The sequence below is a fragment of the Biostraticola tofi genome, from assembly GCF_004343195.1.
Classification (GTDB): domain Bacteria; phylum Pseudomonadota; class Gammaproteobacteria; order Enterobacterales; family Enterobacteriaceae; genus Biostraticola; species Biostraticola tofi.
The window spans coordinates 190,459-206,669 of sequence record NZ_SMCR01000002.1 but is presented as its reverse complement, the minus strand read 5'-3'; the positions used below and the strand labels follow the sequence as shown (position 1 = coordinate 206,669).

General features: G+C 56.2%; 14 protein-coding genes, 1 pseudogene and 1 riboswitch. Of the genes and pseudogenes, 4 read left to right on the top strand and 11 right to left on the bottom strand.

Annotated elements, in window-relative coordinates; translation table 11 throughout:
• Position 1: 1 nt before the first annotated feature.
• From EDC52_RS05100 to nudF, 9 genes are all read right to left on the bottom strand, one after another.
• Positions 2-1,156: a mandelate racemase/muconate lactonizing enzyme family protein gene (locus tag EDC52_RS05100; RefSeq protein WP_131864265.1), complete on the bottom strand. Its 1,155-nt coding sequence runs from the start codon at positions 1,154-1,156 to the stop codon at positions 2-4.
• Entirely contained in the window at positions 1,153-2,772 is a 1,620-nt protein-coding gene (locus EDC52_RS05095; RefSeq protein WP_131864264.1) for a rhodanese-like domain-containing protein, read from the bottom strand. The genes EDC52_RS05100 and EDC52_RS05095 overlap by 4 nt, the downstream gene beginning before the upstream one ends.
• Before the next feature lie 5 nt (positions 2,773-2,777).
• Positions 2,778-3,647, bottom strand: coding sequence for an ABC transporter permease (locus EDC52_RS05090; RefSeq protein WP_131864263.1), 870 nt, complete (start codon positions 3,645-3,647; stop codon positions 2,778-2,780).
• Complete coding sequence (locus tag EDC52_RS05085; RefSeq protein ID WP_131864262.1) at positions 3,644-4,630, bottom strand: ABC transporter permease; 987 nt, start codon at positions 4,628-4,630, stop codon at positions 3,644-3,646. The genes EDC52_RS05090 and EDC52_RS05085 overlap by 4 nt, the downstream gene beginning before the upstream one ends.
• Before the next feature lie 515 nt (positions 4,631-5,145).
• Positions 5,146-7,041: a DNA topoisomerase IV subunit B gene (gene parE / locus EDC52_RS05080; protein ID WP_131864261.1), complete on the bottom strand. Its 1,896-nt coding sequence runs from the start codon at positions 7,039-7,041 to the stop codon at positions 5,146-5,148.
• Between the two features lie 95 nt (positions 7,042-7,136).
• Positions 7,137-7,718: an esterase YqiA gene (gene yqiA / locus EDC52_RS05075; RefSeq protein WP_165911660.1), complete on the bottom strand. Its 582-nt coding sequence runs from the start codon at positions 7,716-7,718 to the stop codon at positions 7,137-7,139.
• Positions 7,718-8,545, bottom strand: a complete 828-nt coding sequence (gene cpdA / locus EDC52_RS05070; protein WP_131864259.1) for a 3',5'-cyclic-AMP phosphodiesterase — start codon at positions 8,543-8,545, stop codon at positions 7,718-7,720. Before cpdA ends, yqiA begins: the two co-directional genes overlap by 1 nt.
• A 27-nt stretch (positions 8,546-8,572) precedes the next feature.
• Positions 8,573-8,995, bottom strand: a complete 423-nt coding sequence (locus EDC52_RS05065; protein ID WP_131864667.1) for a DUF1249 family protein — start codon at positions 8,993-8,995, stop codon at positions 8,573-8,575.
• Positions 8,996-8,997: 2 nt separating this feature from the next.
• Positions 8,998-9,630: an ADP-ribose diphosphatase gene (nudF, locus tag EDC52_RS05060; RefSeq protein WP_131864258.1), complete on the bottom strand. Its 633-nt coding sequence runs from the start codon at positions 9,628-9,630 to the stop codon at positions 8,998-9,000.
• 217 nt (positions 9,631-9,847) lie between these two features.
• Between nudF and tolC the strand changes: the two genes are divergently transcribed.
• From tolC to EDC52_RS05045, 3 genes are all read left to right on the top strand, one after another.
• Positions 9,848-11,371 carry an outer membrane channel protein TolC gene (gene tolC / locus EDC52_RS05055; protein ID WP_131864257.1) on the top strand — a complete coding sequence of 508 codons (1,524 nt, stop codon included), beginning with the start codon at positions 9,848-9,850 and terminating at the stop codon, positions 11,369-11,371.
• 253 nt (positions 11,372-11,624) lie between these two features.
• Complete coding sequence (locus EDC52_RS05050) at positions 11,625-12,278, top strand: DUF1190 family protein (RefSeq protein ID WP_131864256.1); 654 nt, start codon at positions 11,625-11,627, stop codon at positions 12,276-12,278.
• Between the two features lie 7 nt (positions 12,279-12,285).
• Positions 12,286-13,446, top strand: coding sequence for a glutathionylspermidine synthase family protein (locus EDC52_RS05045; RefSeq protein ID WP_131864255.1), 1,161 nt, complete (start codon positions 12,286-12,288; stop codon positions 13,444-13,446).
• A gap of 188 nt (positions 13,447-13,634) precedes the next feature.
• On the opposite strand, the gene ygiD is transcribed toward EDC52_RS05045, so the two are convergent.
• Positions 13,635-14,417 carry a 4,5-DOPA-extradiol-dioxygenase gene (gene ygiD, locus EDC52_RS05035; RefSeq protein ID WP_131864254.1) on the bottom strand — a complete coding sequence of 261 codons (783 nt, stop codon included), beginning with the start codon at positions 14,415-14,417 and terminating at the stop codon, positions 13,635-13,637.
• A gap of 251 nt (positions 14,418-14,668) precedes the next feature.
• Positions 14,669-15,322: a 3,4-dihydroxy-2-butanone-4-phosphate synthase gene (gene ribB, locus EDC52_RS05030; RefSeq protein WP_131864253.1), complete on the bottom strand. Its 654-nt coding sequence runs from the start codon at positions 15,320-15,322 to the stop codon at positions 14,669-14,671.
• Between the two features lie 111 nt (positions 15,323-15,433).
• Positions 15,434-15,592: riboswitch (FMN riboswitch) on the bottom strand.
• 174 nt (positions 15,593-15,766) lie between these two features.
• Between ribB and ubiK the strand changes: the two are divergent.
• Positions 15,767-16,006 (top strand): annotated as a pseudogene (gene ubiK, locus EDC52_RS20395) (ubiquinone biosynthesis accessory factor UbiK); the annotation flags it as partial.
• Positions 16,007-16,211: the final 205 nt, after the last annotated feature.

The following is a 16,211-nucleotide window of genomic DNA, read 5'->3' as shown; positions in this document are numbered from 1 at the left end:
TTCAGCTCAGTTGCCAGCGCGCGATTTGCGTCATATCCAGTTCTGCGCCGAAGCCGGGTAAATCGCCAACCTTCAGTTGGCCCTGGTTCACGCAGACGGGTTCAGTGACCACATCGCCGACCAGGTCATGCGTTACGCTCTGGGTGAACGGCGAAGGGATAAGCGTATGGGGCCAGGCCGTTGCCAGGTGGGCTGCCGACAGTGTAGCCAGCGATGTCGCCGGATGATTCCCTGCTCGGATACGCCAGCCGGCAGCATCGGCAAGCTGCCACAAAGGTCTGATATGCCACAGGCCGCCATTCTTTGCCGTTTTGGTGTGCAGGCCATGGGCGACACGTTGCGGAATAAGCTGCAGCAAATCTGCCTGGGTGGTGACGCTCTCGTCCAGTATGAACGGGATCGCACTTCGTGAGGCCAGCTCGGCCAGTCCCTGCCAATCATGGCTGGCAAGGGGTTGTTCCACAGCATCGATATCAAACGGGGCTATGCCTTTGATCAGCCGTAGCGCATCATCAAATTCCATTGCCGCATTGGCATCAACCAGCAGGCGGACCTGATCGCCCAGCAGTGCGCGCAGCGCCGCAATGGTCTGGATATCGCGCTTGACGTCTTTGCCCACCTTGACGCTGAAATGACGATAGCCCTGCTGGTAGAATATCTGCGCTTCATCAAGCGTTTGCTCAATCCGCGGTCGCAGGGTCAGCAGGGCGCCGGCTTCAATGGTTGCTCGGGCGCGGCCCCCCAGCAGTTGCCAGACCGGCACCCTGAGCAACTGGCCCTGAGCATCATAAAGCGCATCCAGCAGCGCCGCTTTGGCCGCCAGCCGCCCATACAGTACTGCATCGAACTGACTGGCTATCTTCGCCAGATCAAATATCGACTGGCCGGTCATCAGCGGAACCAGCAGGCTGCGCATGGCATCCACCAGTCCTGCCAGGGTTTCACTGCTGCCCTGCCGCCGCCAGGCCTGGGTTTCGCCCAGCCCGACCACGCCCTCTTCGGTAAGCAACCGCACGATAACCACATCAATAGTTTGCCGCTCTTCGCCTATGGCAATCTGCAGGGTGTTTTTCAACGGAATGCGCAACGGCCAGAGTTCGACCTGGCGTATCACCCCCTCTTTTTGCCGCCAAGGGGAAATAGAGCCCGCCGTCATACGCCGACACCCGGCTGCGCGGCAGCCTGGTTAATTGTCAAACGGCGGAAACCATGCAGTCCATCATGCACTGCCCATTCAGGCAGGCTGGCTTCCCAGGCCAGGTAATCGCGGGACGCCTGCAGATTCCCACTGTGCCTATCATGCAGCCAGAACAGGAAATCAATGCGCTGGTCGTCGCTTAACGATGACCTGTCGCTGAGCGGCCAACCGGCATGTTGCCAGGCACTCGGCTCTCCCGCCACCACGGTTGCCTTGATGCCGAACCGGGTAGCTAAATCCCAGGCTACCGCCCAGGCCAGTTCCGTTTGGGCCGCAAATATCCATACCGGCTTATCCGCGGATAAGCCATCGACCGCTTGCCAGAGCTGGGCCCGATTGACCCAGCGCGCGCCCTGCACATGCTGTTGCAGATAGTTTTTACTGCGATCGGCGCTGAGCAGTTGCACCTGGGGGGTATAAAGTGATCGAGCCTCGTCAGCGTCCAGTGTAGCGATATCGGCAAAAATAGCCGACAGATTGCCGGCCACCGACCGGGGAATGTCCAGCCGCCGATGTCCCTGGTAACGACTGACTGACCAGCCAAGCTGGTATAGCCACCAGGCCGCAAACTGCGCTCGCGTGCCGAGGGGATCAAACAGCACTACCCTTGCCGCGCGCGTGCCGGCGTATTCATCGATCATCTGAATCAGTTGGCCTCCCGGCACCCAGATGGCGCCCGGCAGTGAACCGGACAGGTATTCCTCGCGGCTGCGCACATCAAACAGGTAGGTCGTGCGGTGCGGGTCTGCTTGCCACTGGTCGAGCTGGATATTATCGATAACCGGTATGGACTGCGTCTCAAGCCTAGAGAACACCTTGGGGAGCGGCTGGGTATCCGGTGAGGTCAATGGCAGCGCTTCAGGCCCGTTTTGCTCCATTGGCAACCCGGCTATCCGCCAGGCCTGGGTGCCGCCGGCCAATGCATAAACCGGTTGAGCCACCCCCGCATCGATCAACGTTTGGGCACCGATAATGCCGCGAGTGCGGCCGGCACAGGTGACCACCACCGGCAGGCTGGCCGGGAAATCCTGACCCGTAAGCCATCCTGCCAGTTCCGCATTCGGGCAATTTATCGCGCCGGGGATATGGTGCTGGGCAAACTCCGCCGGCGTGCGTCCATCCAGTAATAGCAGCGGTTTTCCGGCCTGTTGCCATTGATACACTCGCTCGGCTGAAACCGAGGGAGTATGCGCTTCCAGTTCCAACCACTCTGAAAATGCCTTGCTGGGGACGTTGACGCCCTGGAAAAGCAGATAGCCCGCCTGCCGCCAGGCGCTCAGGCCGCCTTGCGCCAGGTGGACATTGTCATAACCCAGCTGGCGTAAGCGCAGGGCCGCCTGTCGTGCCCGCTCGCCGCCGTCAGCATCTTGTACCACCACGCGCGCAGTGCGGCGGGGAATGAGCCGCAGGGCTTTCACTTCCAGTTCGCTCCAGGGCAGATTCAGGGCCAGCAGCGCATGACCGTTACCGTATTCGCCGGCTTCACGGATATCGATCAGCGCTATTTCCTCTGAGTCCTGTAACGCTTCCCTGATTGCCAGTGGGTTCAGTAATGAAATGTCAGCTTCTGCCATGGGGGTTAATTCCTTGATAAACGTGGGTTGAAAATATCGTTCAGGCCGTTGCCGATCAGCATAAAGCTCATCACGGTAACAAAAATGGCCAAGCCAGGAAGCGCCGCCATATACCAGGCAGTACGCAATACTTCTCGGCCGCTGCCCACCATGCCTCCCCACGAGACCAGGCTGGGATCGCCCAGGCCGAGAAATGAAAGCGAGGCTTCAGACAAAATGATCTGCGCAATCAGTACCGAGGCGGCGACCATCACCGGCGTAATACTGTTGGGCAAAATATGGCGGAAGATAATGCGGAAATCGCCCAGGCCGATAGTCGAGGCTGCGCGAATAAAATCCTGCTCGCGGATTTTCATCGCTTCAGCGCGCACCAGCCGAGCAATCTGCGGCCATGAGGTCGCGCCCAGCGCCAGCGACAGGCTGATAAGCGATGGCCCGAGCACCAGAATGATGGCGATGGCGAACAGCAATCGCGGCATGGTCAGGAAAACCTCAGTGAAGCGCATCAGCACATCATCAAGCCAGGTTGAGGCGAAATAGCCGGCAATGACGCCGATAATGACCCCTGCCACCAGTGACAGTGCGGTAGCGATCAAACCGATGGCGAGCGAAGCCCTGGCGCCGTAAAACAGCTGCGCCATCACATCGCGGCCCATCATATCGGTGCCTAAAGGGAAGCCCGGCGCGCTGCCCGGCCACTGATTCGGCGCCGACACCATTTCACGGGGATCGCCGGGGAAAAGCCAGGGCGCCAGCACTGCGCAGGCAATGATGGCTATTAGCAGCAGTAGGCCAATGACCAACGACGGTGAACGGCCTGGCAGTTGGAGGATTCTAGACCTGGGGTGGACAGGACTGACAGTGGTTATCGTCATGAGCGGCGTCTCCCGATACGTGGATCAAGGGCGACATACAGCAGGTCGATCAGCAGATTCATCGCTACCACCAGCAGAGAGCTGAGCAGAAAAATACCCAGTAACAGATTGATGTCTCGCTGCAGCACCGCGTCATACGCCAGGCGGCCGATGCCGGGCCAGCCAAACACCGTTTCAATGACTACCGAGCCACTCAGCAACCCGCCGATTTCCAATCCGGTCAGGGTAACAATCGGCAGGGCGGCGTTGCGCAGCATATGACGAAAGATAACCCGCCATTCTGTCAGACCTTTAGCCCGGGCCGTGCGGACGTAATCCTGATGGTAGACATCCAACATGGCCGATCGGGTTAAGCGCACATAGACCGATAAAAAGAACAGGCTAAGCGAAAACGCCGGCAGTACCAGATGCTTAAGTATGTCAAGAAAGTAGCTCAGGCCGTTACTGTGCTCGGCTCCCACTGTGGAAAAACCGCCGACCGGTAGCCAGCGTAACCAGAGGGAAAATACCACAATAAACAGCAGCCCAATCCAGAACAGCGGTGTTGCAAAGCCGATGGTGGAGAACACAGAAATGAATCCATCCAGAAATGATCCGCGATAGCGCGCCGCAATAATTCCCAGCAAGACGCCCACGATCAGCGCAAACAGGATGGCCGTTAGGGCCAGCAACAAGGTGGCCGGCAATCGGCTGAAAATCAGCTCTGACACCTGGGCATTGTATAGGAATGAATACCCCATATTCATGGTGACAAGCGAATGGAGATAGTTGCCGAACTGTCGCCATAGGGAAACATCAAGGCCATATAAGTGACGCATTTCATCCATGTATTCTGGTGAGGCGCCGCCGGACTGTGAAGCGATGACATCGGCCATGTCTCCCGGGGCAAGTTTCATCAGCCCGAATGCCAGCAAAATTATAATAACCAGCGTGGGCACAACCTGGAAAATTCGCCAGATAATATAGGTAATGGTACTGTTCATTTTGTTTCCTCCGACTGGGAGCATATCGACTATACCCAGGAAGAAAACGACATTATTTGTATATCTTCATTCTCTATTTGGCATAAAAAATAATATCAATATTTCAGTTATCAATTCCTGAAATTCAGCAATAAGCATTTTTTATTTATATAAGAATATCAAGACTACCAGGCGGGGGAAATACAATATCGGCCGGTGGCAGCTGAGATGAGATGAGATGAGATGAGATAATATGAGCTGAGCTGAGCTGAGATGAGCAAGCTCCAGCTTAACCAAAGGCGCCATGAAGAAGAGCTACCGCGGCTAGTTGGCGGCAGGTGATCTTGCCTGCCGCCGGCGTACGGCAGGTGACTTTGCCTGCCGCAGGAGTATGGCAGGTGACCTTGCCTGCAGGCGCAGTACGGCACTTCGCAGCAGCAGACGCGCGGGATCGCGGGATATTGGAACCGTGCGGCGGGTTTGGCAAACCGAACGCATCGTTCTGCCAGGCACCGGGCATCCTTGCCGCTGGCCTGTCAGACGCCGATTTCGGCCTCGTCGCCCTTTTCCTGCAGCCAGTTGCGCCGATCTTCAGAACGTTTTTTGGCCAGCAGCATATCCATGATTCTCATCGTCTCATCGACGTCCTCTTCGCTGATGGTCAGTTGCACCAGACGGCGGGTATTGGGATCAAGGGTGGTTTCACGCAGCTGGAGGGGGTTCATTTCGCCGAGTCCTTTGAAACGCTGCACGTTGGGTTTGCCCTTTTTGCGTTTCAACTGCTCCAGGATGCCGGCTTTTTCTTCCTCGTCGAGGGCGTAATACACTTCTTTGCCCAGATCGATTCGGTACAGCGGCGGCATAGCCACATAGACATGGCCTTGGCGCACCACCGAGGAGAAATGACGCACAAACAGCGCGCACAAGAGGGTGGCGATATGCAGGCCATCCGAGTCGGCATCGGCCAGAATACAGATTTTACCGTAGCGCAGTTGGCTGAGATCTTCGCTGTCCGGATCTATGCCGATGGCCACCGAAATATCGTGAACTTCCTGGGAAGCCAGCACTTCATCCGACGACACTTCCCAGGTATTGAGGATCTTGCCCTTCAGCGGCATGATCGCCTGATATTCGCGATCCCTGGCCTGTTTGGCCGAACCGCCCGCCGAATCCCCTTCGACCAAAAACAGTTCGGTGCGTGAAAGGTCCTGAGCGGTACAGTCCGCCAGTTTGCCCGGCAACGCCGGCCCGCTGGTCAGTTTTTTGCGCACCACTTTCTTGGAAGCGCGCAGCCGGCGCTGGGCGCTGGCAACCGCCAATTCAGCCAGCTGTTCGGCAATATGGATATTCTGGTTGAGCCACAGGATAAACGCATCCTTGACCACGCCGGAGACGAAGGCGGCGCACTGGCGTGAGGACAGGCGTTCCTTGGTCTGGCCGGCAAACTGCGGATCCTGCATCTTTACCGACAGCACATACGCACATCGATCCCAGATATCCTCGGCAGACAGCTTGACGCCGCGCGGCAGGATATTACGGTATTCGCAGAACTCGCGCATGGCGTCCAGCAGCCCCTGGCGCAAGCCGTTTACATGCGTACCGCCCTGGGGCGTGGGGATCAGGTTGACATAGCTTTCGGTCAACAGCTCGCCACCTTCTGGCAACCACAGCAGCGCCCAGTCGACGGTTTCGGTATCGCCGGTCACCGACCCGACGAAAGGCGCTTCCGGCAGCGTAATCAATCCGTTGATCGCTTCATTGAGGTAGTCGGTCAGCCCAGACTGATAGCACCAGCTCTTTTCGGTGTTATTAACCTGATCCTTGAAGACGATTTCTACGCCGGGGCACAGCACCGCCTTGGCCTTGAGCAGATGCGACAGACGTGAGACGGAGAAGCGGCCGCTGTCAAAGAAGCTGGCATCGGGCCAGAAATGGACGCTGGTGCCGGTATTGCGCTTGCCGCAGGTGCCAATGACCGACAAATCCTCGACCTTATCGCCATTTTCAAAAGCGATACGATAGATATTGCCGTCACGGCGAACCGTGACTTCAACGCGGGTGGACAGGGCGTTGACCACCGAAATCCCCACGCCGTGCAGGCCGCCGGAAAACTGATAATTCTTATTGGAGAACTTGCCGCCGGCGTGCAGCCGGCAAAGGATAAGTTCAACCGCCGGCACCCCTTCCTCGGCATGGATATCGACCGGCATGCCGCGCCCATCGTCTATGACTTCAAGTGATTGATCAGGGTAAAGGATGACATCAATGCGACGGGCATGCCCGGCCAGCGCCTCATCGACACTGTTATCAATGACTTCCTGTCCAAGGTGGTTGGGGCGGGTCGTATCGGTATACATACCCGGACGACGACGTACCGGCTCCAGGCCACTGAGCACCTCAATGGCGTCAGCGTTATAGCTTGATTGAGTCATGTTTTAAATCGTATTTCGTGACAATTTGGTTGAGAGCCTACCGCAAAGGACACCTGCTGGGAAAGCGTTATTCTGCTAAAGGATGGTTAACAAAATCAGACGGCGGTCAATCCCAGAAAATGTACGATGGGAGAAAAATAATGATCAAATCCAACGAATGCATGATTGCCGCCGGACTCTACGGTTTGGCGACAGCTGGTGTAATATTCCACCGCCTGGCGGTAATCGAGAATTTCGTCGCCAGTCTGCTGCAACAGCCAGATAAGATCCGGCGATTCCAGCATATCGATCTGCATAATCCGGAGATCATAGATATGACGAGACTCTAGCACATAACGCTCGCCGGTGTAGGGATTCTGATTATCGCCGAGAAAGTCATTAAGCAGCTCAAAGGGGCGAACCGCTGGATTGACCACTACCGCCGGCAGCATGAATGATTGGGAAAGCCAGGTAGCGAAATACCCGCCAAGCGATGACCCGACGATACCAATATGCTCCCCGGCGCGTTCCATCACCATCGACTCAAGCATCTCTGCGGTGTCGGCCGGATAAGCCGGCAACTGGGGCACCAGCATCTCGACATCGGGATGGTGTACCGACAGCCAGGCCTTTAACGCCGTGGCTTTCGCCGACGAGGGCGAGCTGTTGAAGCCGTGCAGATAGAGGAGAACCGCCATCAGTAGCCTTCCGAGTCCATATCGGGAAGATGCTCCAGTCCCGCTAGTCGCCTGACTTCGGTCTCGACCGTTCCGTCAGGCAGCAAATCCAGATAGCGCCATCCCGGCGCGACGGTATCGATAGTGAAATTGGTGCAATGGGGCTTGAACTGTACGCAGGTAGAGGGCGAAGCCAGCACGCGCCGGCCCTGCCATGACAAGTCCAGCTCCTGATGAATATGGCCGCATATCAGCGTCTTGACCAACGGATATTTTGCCAGCGCTTCAGCCAGCATATGGGCGTTGCGCAGGCTATGCTGGTCAAGCCAGATACAGCCTGAAGCCAGCGGGTGGTGATGCAGAAACAGCAGGGTATGCCGTTCAGGGCGCGCCGCGAGCACTTTTTCCAGCCAATCGAGCTGATATTCGCTTAATTCACCGTGAGGCACGCCGAACACCTGGCTATCGAGCAGCACCAATTGCCAGTTTTCACCTACCAGCACATGTTTCGAAGGCGTAATGCCCTTGCTGGCCAGCACATTGACCATGGCAGGCTGGAAGTCATGGTTCCCCGGCAGCCAGACGCAGGGGGCCGATAAACCGGTTATCCCCTCGGCAAAATGCGCATAGGCAGCCGCAGAGTGATCCTGCGCCAAATCGCCGGTAGCGACCACCAGATCGTAGGGTCTCTGTTCTGCCTTAACCGCATCCAGCACCGCGCGATAGCTGCGCAGCGTATTGACACCGAGCAGGGTCTCATCTTCACCGGCAAACAGGTGAGTATCGGTTAACTGTAAAATCCTGATATTGGCCCCAATCGCCACAGGAAGTGTTAATAGGCTTTCCAAAGGGTATCCTTGGTTAACGAAATTTGCCTAACAAACAGGAACCGCCATCGCGCCATATGCTATGCAATAACGTAGCCAATCCGCAAGGAACTGGTTGATCTGATGTTTTTCGTCACGTTGATGTAACTTTTTGTTGGGGTAATCATACCTCGCCTTAAACCGATGAATCTGCTGAGTGGAACACACTTCCGCAACCATGGCGTCATGATACAGCCGCACGTTCATCGAAGGCAGGCTCCAGAAGCTGGCCGCCGGCGCGGTCTGGAGGATTTCCACAAGCGTGGTATAGCGCGTTGATTCTACAATGGTCAGTCGGTACTCGGCGCCGTTGACCTGGTAGGCCGTCTTGTCGCCCACTTCGTTGCTGCGCGGCAGCAACCGGCGCAACTGGGCGAAGTTAGTCTCGCACAGGCGCATCATCTCTGGAAAATCAGGGGTGTAGCGCTTAATCATTAATCTGCCCACTCGTTACGTAAAGATTCATGGTGCAATGCCAGCCATTGCAGCGCAATGACAGATGCCGCATTATCGATAACCCCTTCCTCAACCCAGCGATAAGCCTGTTCCCGGCTCACCACATGAAGGCGGATATCTTCATTTTCCTCAACCAGGCCATGTATCCCTTCGGCAAGTCCGGCGTCTACTTCACCGACCATGACATTCAACCGCTCGCTGGTACCGCCCGGGCTTGCCAGATAACTCAGCGCCGGCTTGCAACGTCCGACATCCAGCCCGGCTTCTTCTGTGCATTCCCTGCGGGCCACCTGTTCGAAAGACTCTCCAGGTTCAATCATCCCCGCCACCAGTTCCAGCAGCCAGGGCGTCGGGCTGGTGTCATAAGCGGCAATACGTATCTGTTCCAGCAATACCACTTGATCGCGCTTTGGATCGTAAGGCAGCAATACCACTGCGTGCCCCCGCTCAAAAATTTCCCGGCTGACTTCGCCGCTCATTTCGCCATTAAACAGACGATGGCGAAAACGGTAGGATACCAGGGAAAAAAAGCCGCGATAAAGGGTTTCACGTGCAATAATTTCTACGTCATCTTTGAGTAGGGTAATGCATGTAGGTTCATGAGCGGTCATATTTATTGTTCCTCCAAACATTAAACACTCTTTAATACTGGTGGTTATTAATACCAGTCTGCCGTAAAACTATGGCTGTAAGGTAGATTTTTGTAAAATTGGCGCTGGATGGCACGTTCCGCCACCTCCGCCCTCTGGATGATTCTGTTAGAATCGGATACAAATTATCAGTTAACAGCGCTTACACGACAAATTGTCCGTGTCAAAAGGAAAGCAAATGAAGAGACTGCTCCCACTTCTTATCGGACTGAGCCTGTCTGGCGTCAGCACGTTAAGTCAGGCAGAAAACCTGCTACAGGTTTACCAGCAGGCCCGATTATCCAACCCGGACCTTCGCCAGTCTGCCGCTGATCGTGATGCTGCCTTTGAGAAAATCAATGAAGCGCGGAGCCCGTTGCTGCCTCAACTCGGGCTGGGAGCAGATTACACTTACCAGAGCGGCTACCGTCAGCAGAAGGATGTTGATAATACTGCCTCCAGCGCTGCGCTTAAGCTGACCCAGACCGTCTTCGATATGTCGAAATGGCGCAGTCTGACGCTGCAGGAAAAAACCGCCGGTATTCAGGATGCATCTTACCAGACTGCCCAACAGGACCTGATACTGAATACCGCCGTCGCCTATTTCAATGTACTGAGCGCAATCGATACGTTGTCTTATACTGAAGCACAAAAGCAGGCCATCTATCGTCAGCTGGACCAGACGACCCAGCGCTTCAATGTCGGCCTGGTGGCGATTACCGATGTGCAGAACGCCCGTTCTCAATATGATACCGTGCTGGCGGATGAAGTGAATGCGCGCAACGATGTCGACAATGCCTTGGAAAGCCTGCGCCAAATCAGCGGGAATTTCTACCCCCAGCTGGCATCGCTGAACATTCAGCGCTTTGCTACCCAGCGACCGGCTGCTATCAGCGGATTGCTGAAAGAAGCCGAGAACCGCAACTTGACATTATTGACCGCCCGCCTGCAGCAGGATCTGGCGCGCGAGCAAATCCGCTATGCCGAGACCGGACACTATCCGACGGTTGACCTAAGCGCATCCTCCACGGTGAGCAATACTGATTACAGTGGATCCAGGACCAATTCGGCTGAGTATACAGACCGGCGCATCGGCCAGAACGCTATCGGCCTGAGCCTGAATATTCCGATTTATTCCGGCGGTTCGGTGACCTCTCAAGTCAAGCAAGCCCAATACGGTTTCGTCAGCGCCAGCGAACAGTTGGAAAGCGCGCACCGCAATGCCGTGCAGACCGTACGTTCATCCTTTAACAATATATCGGCTTCGATAAGCAGCATCGACGCTTATCAGCAGGCGGTGGTCTCGGCCCAGAGTTCACTGGATGCCTCCGAAGCCGGCTATGAAGTCGGTACCCGCACTATCGTTGATGTACTGGATGCCACTACCACGCTGTATGATGCCAAACGCAACCTGTCGACGGCGCGTTACAACTATCTGATTAATCAGCTTAATCTGAAATCGGCACTGGGTACGCTTAACGAGACGGATCTGCAGACCCTGAATGCATCGCTGGGCCAGCCTATTCCGACCAGCCCGGATAACGTTGCGCCGCAGAATGCTTCCCAGGATGCGCGCGCAGAAGGCGTTAATCCTGCCCAGACCACCAGTGCGCCGCGCAGCAACCAATCCTCTGCCAGCGAGCCGCAGGTTTCGACCCTAAGCGCTACCCCGGCAACCGCTGCCAAGCCTGCCTCGCAGGGACGTAATCCGTTCAGCCAATGATCTCCCGCGGCCGGTTTACCGACTTCCTCTGTTAGGGATCGGATGGAAAATCGGCTACGCGGCGGCCATCAAGCTCCCCTGAGCCAGCGCGTGAGTCACGCCTGGCGCTTAAGGGTCACGATTTGATGTATAGCAACGTAAAGATCCACGGGCCATGCTGCTCCAGCTTCATTTTCAAGCACTTTTCACCTATCCTAGTAAGCAAGAATTTCCGAGTATTTCCACAAGTTTCATCCAGCGCAGGACAATGACCATGAAACGGACTAAACACATCAATCACGCCAGCTTTCGCAAGCAGTGGCGTAGCTATCGCATGGCGCCGGTCGCCCTGGCTGTCAGCGCGGTTTTCGTGCTTGCCGGCTGTGAAAAGGCCGATGAAAACGTGTCTCTGTACCAGAATACCGATGATTGCGCCCGGGCGAACCCTTCGATGAGTGAGCAATGTACTGTGGCTTACAACAATGCCCTGAAGGAAGCGGAAAAAACCGCCCCGAAATACGCCAACCGTGAAGACTGCGTTGCCGAGTTTGGCGAACAGCAGTGCACCAAGGCCCCTGCCCAGGCCGGCATGGCGGCAGAATCCCAGCAGAGCGGCAGCTTCTGGATGCCGCTGATGGCCGGTTATATGATGGGCCGAATGATGGGCGGCGGCTTCTCGCAGCAGCCGCTATTTACCTCCCGCTCGCCAGCAAGCCCGGCTAACGGTAAATTCGTCGATGCCAGCGGCCGTAACTATGGTCCGGCAACCGGCGGCGGTCGTACCATGACGGTACCGAAAACCGCTCTGGCGCCCAAGCCGGCGACCACCAATACCATTACCCGCGGCGGTTTTGGTGAATCGGTCGCCAAGCACGGCACGACCATGTCGCGCAGCAGTGCGGCTCCTGGCCGTAGCATGGGCGGTTGAGCAAAAAATGAAACGAGTTGCGATTAGTGAACGCCCGGACTGGCGTGAAAAGGCCGCCGAATATGGTTTTGAGTTTCATACCATGTACGGTGAGCCCTACTGGTGTGAGGATGCCTATTATCAATTCACGCTGGCCCAGATAGAAACGATTGAAGATGCAACGGCCGAACTGCACCAGATGTGCCTGCAGGTGGTTGAAAAAGTGGTGGCCAGCGATGAGCTGATGACCAAATTCTGCATACCCAAACATACCTGGGCCTTTGTGCGCAACGCCTGGCAGACTCGCCAGCCGTCGCTTTATTCGCGTCTGGATTTAGTCTATGACGGCGTCAACCCACCCAAGCTGCTGGAAAACAATGCCGATACCCCGACCTCTTTGTATGAGGCGGCGTTTTTCCAATGGATTTGGCTGGAGGATCAGCTTAAGGCCGGCCTGCTGCCTCAAGGGGCCGATCAATATAATAGCCTTCAGGAAAAGCTTATCGAGCGTTTTGGCGAGCTTCGCAACGAGCACGGCTTCGGATTGCTGCACTTCGCCTGCTGCCAGGAGACGGTAGAAGATCGCGGTACAGTGCAATATCTGCAGGACTGCGCCCTGGAAGCCGGCTTGCCGAGTGAATTCCTGTTTATTGAAGAGATTGGCCTGGGCGAAAAAGGGCAATTTACCGATGTCCAGAACCAGGTGATCAGTAACCTGTTCAAGCTTTATCCCTGGGAGTTCATGCTCAGGGAGATGTTTTCAACCAAGCTGGAAGATGCCGGCGTCCGCTGGCTAGAACCGGCCTGGAAAAGCATCATATCCAATAAGGCGCTATTGCCGCTGCTGTGGGAAATGTTCCCGAACCATCCCAATCTGCTGCCGGCCTACTTTTCGAACGACACTCCGCCGCCGATGGAAAACTATGTGGTCAAGCCGCTGTTTTCCCGCGAAGGCGCCAATGTACGTATCGTTGAAAATGGCAAGGAAACCGCCCGGGTAGACGGCCCTTACGGCGAAGAGGGCACCATTGTGCAGCAGTACTGTCCCCTGCCGCGCTTTGGCGACAGTTATACGGTGATTGGCAGCTGGCTTATCAATGATACCCCTTGCGGCATCGGCCTGAGGGAAGACAAAGCCATGATTACCCAAGATTTGTCGCGCTTTTATCCTCACGTCATTATCGACTGACAAGCTTGCCGGCGGCGGTTACCGCCCCGGCAAACCCTGCGCCTGGTGGGCATTTGCGGCATTTGCTGCATTTGCGGCATTTGCAGCATATGCGGCATATGCGGCATTTGTCGCATTTGCCGCTTTTGCCGCTTTTGCCGCTTTTGCCGCTTTTGCCGCTTTTGCCGCTTTTGCAGCCTATTTAGACCTTACCCCACCTGCACCGACAACATACTTAACGATCCCATCACGATGCCGTCAACCGGCACACTGATAGGCTCCTTGCCATCCCAACTGCCCAGCACATAGAGCAGGGGCAGATAGTGTTCCGGCGTCGGATTAGCCAGCGCGGCGCCCTCATGCTCCATAAAGCGCACCAGCGGATGGGGCGACGCCTGGGAAGCCAGGTTGTCACGGACATAAAGTTCAAATGATTCGGCCCAGGGATAGGCCGCTGCGTCTCCCTGCCAGCGAACCATCCGTAGGTTATGGACCACGTTACCGCTGGCGACGATCATGACCCCTTTATCGCGCAGCGCCGACAGCTGCTTGCCCAGGGCAAAATGGTTGTCCGCTTCTTGGGTGCCGTCGATACTCAGTTGCACCACCGGAATATCGGCATCGGGATACATTTTTGCCAGCAGGCCCCATGAACCATGATCAAAGCCCCATTCGGTGTCGGCGGTGACCGGCAGCGGCGCCAGCAGTTCCTGCACTTCCCGGGCCAATGACGGGGAACCGGGTGCCGGATATTGTATATCGAACAACGCCTGGGGAAAGCCGCCAAAGTCGTGAATGGTGCGCGGTCTTTCCATGGCCGTGACTGCGGTGCCACGGGTGTACCAATGGGCGGATACCGCCAGAATAGCGCGAGGGCGAGGCAGGGTCTGACCCAAACGCTGCCAGGTCTGGGTATAGATATTGTCTTCCAGAACGTTCATCGGGCTGCCATGGCCGAGGAATAGCGCGGGCATACGGCTGGAGGTAGTCATGGGTGATCCCTTCTTCATTTGATTAAGCGCTGTGCGCTCTGTATGGCATTTACCTTACGCGCGGAGCATCAAAAAGGAACGCAGATTACCATGAAGGTGATATTCAAATATTTTGAACAGGATACGTACAGGCGGGTCTGCCAAACGACATCGGTAATCGGGACCGATGTCGTATGACAGCAAGGAGTTTCAGTGCGTGATAGTCGCCCGTCAGCCCCTGCTGCGAGGCTGCCGGGCACCGGCGTACGACGTCAGCTGGCCTGCTGTGACAGCGCCTGGCGATAGGCAACCAAATCTTCAATGGTCACCACCGGCATATCATGCTTTTTAGCAAAGGCAATGACTTCAGGGGCATGGGCCATGGTGCCGTCTTCATTAGTGACTTCACACAGTACGCCTGCGGGCTTTAGCCCTGCCAGAGTACACAGATCCAACGTCGCCTCGGTATGGCCGCCGCGGGTCAGCACACCGCCGGGCTGTCCACGCAGCGGGAATACATGCCCGGGACGGTTAAGATCCGCAGGTTTGGCGTTGTCAGCAATGGCAGCGCGAATAGTCGTCAGCCGGTCGGCTGCGGATACACCGGTAGTGACGCCCTCGGCCGCTTCGATAGTGACGGTAAAAGCGGTCTGGTAATGACTGCTGTTACGCTCCACCATCATCGGCAGATCCAACTGCTGACGACGTTCCTCGGTCAGGCAGAGACAGACGATACCGCTGCCGTGACGGATCGACAGCGCCATCTGTTCAACGGTCATGTTTTCGGCGGCAAACACCATGTCGCCTTCGTTTTCACGATCTTCATTATCCAGCACCAATACCCCACGCGCCTGGCGCAGGGCATTCAGTGCGATTTCCACGCGTTCCGTCGGCGTACCGAATTCTGAAAGAAGCGTCTGATTCATGGTAAGTAAAACCTCATCATTACATGGATTACCAGAACCAGGGCAGACTTAGGAGCAGACCAAAAGGCCAAATAATAACGAGAATGGGCACGCTGGCGCGCCATTGTGGATCGTTACTCTCTCCCATCCGGACTATCACCGTCGGCCCCGGAATCACACCGGATCTGCTGTCCTCAGGATAAACCACAGCCTGAGCGCTCGCGGGCTTCCCGTGTGCAATGACACGGATTTACCGCCGGTGGGGAGTTGCACCCCGCCCTGAGAATAAGCGGTTTTACTATAACGCTATTGTAAAGACGGGGCAATTGGCAAACTGTTATTTTCCAGAGGGAACGGTCTTTAGCGGGGGCTGACTGCTGGCCAGGAGTTTGAGGCTAACATTTCTTTATTATACGGCGTTCTGGCATTACACTTAACCATATCAACCGAATTAGGGAACCGACGATGATTGACCCGAAAAAGATTGAACAACTTGCCCGCCAGGTGCACGAATCCCTGCCTAAAGGCATCCGGGATCTGGGTGAGGATGTAGATAAGAAAATCCGCCAGGTGCTGCAAAGCCAGTTCAGCCGTATGGATTTGGTCAGTCGCGAAGAGTTTGATGTGCAAACTCAGGTTCTGCTGCGCACGCGTGAGAAGTTGAGCCAGCTGGAACTGCGGATTAACGCCTTGGAAACCATGCCGAAAAGTGATGGCGCCGCACAAAACGACGGCTCCGGGCCGGTAACCGTTACACCGGCCGCGGCCGCGCTTGCTGATGCAGCGCTGACCAAGGCTCCTGAAAAGGCGCCGGACGCGCCAGATAGCAGCGACAAAACGCCACTCTAACCGCCTTGCCAGGGGTGAAAACGCGCCTTTTCAATCCCCTGCCGGCGCTTCCCCGGCAGCA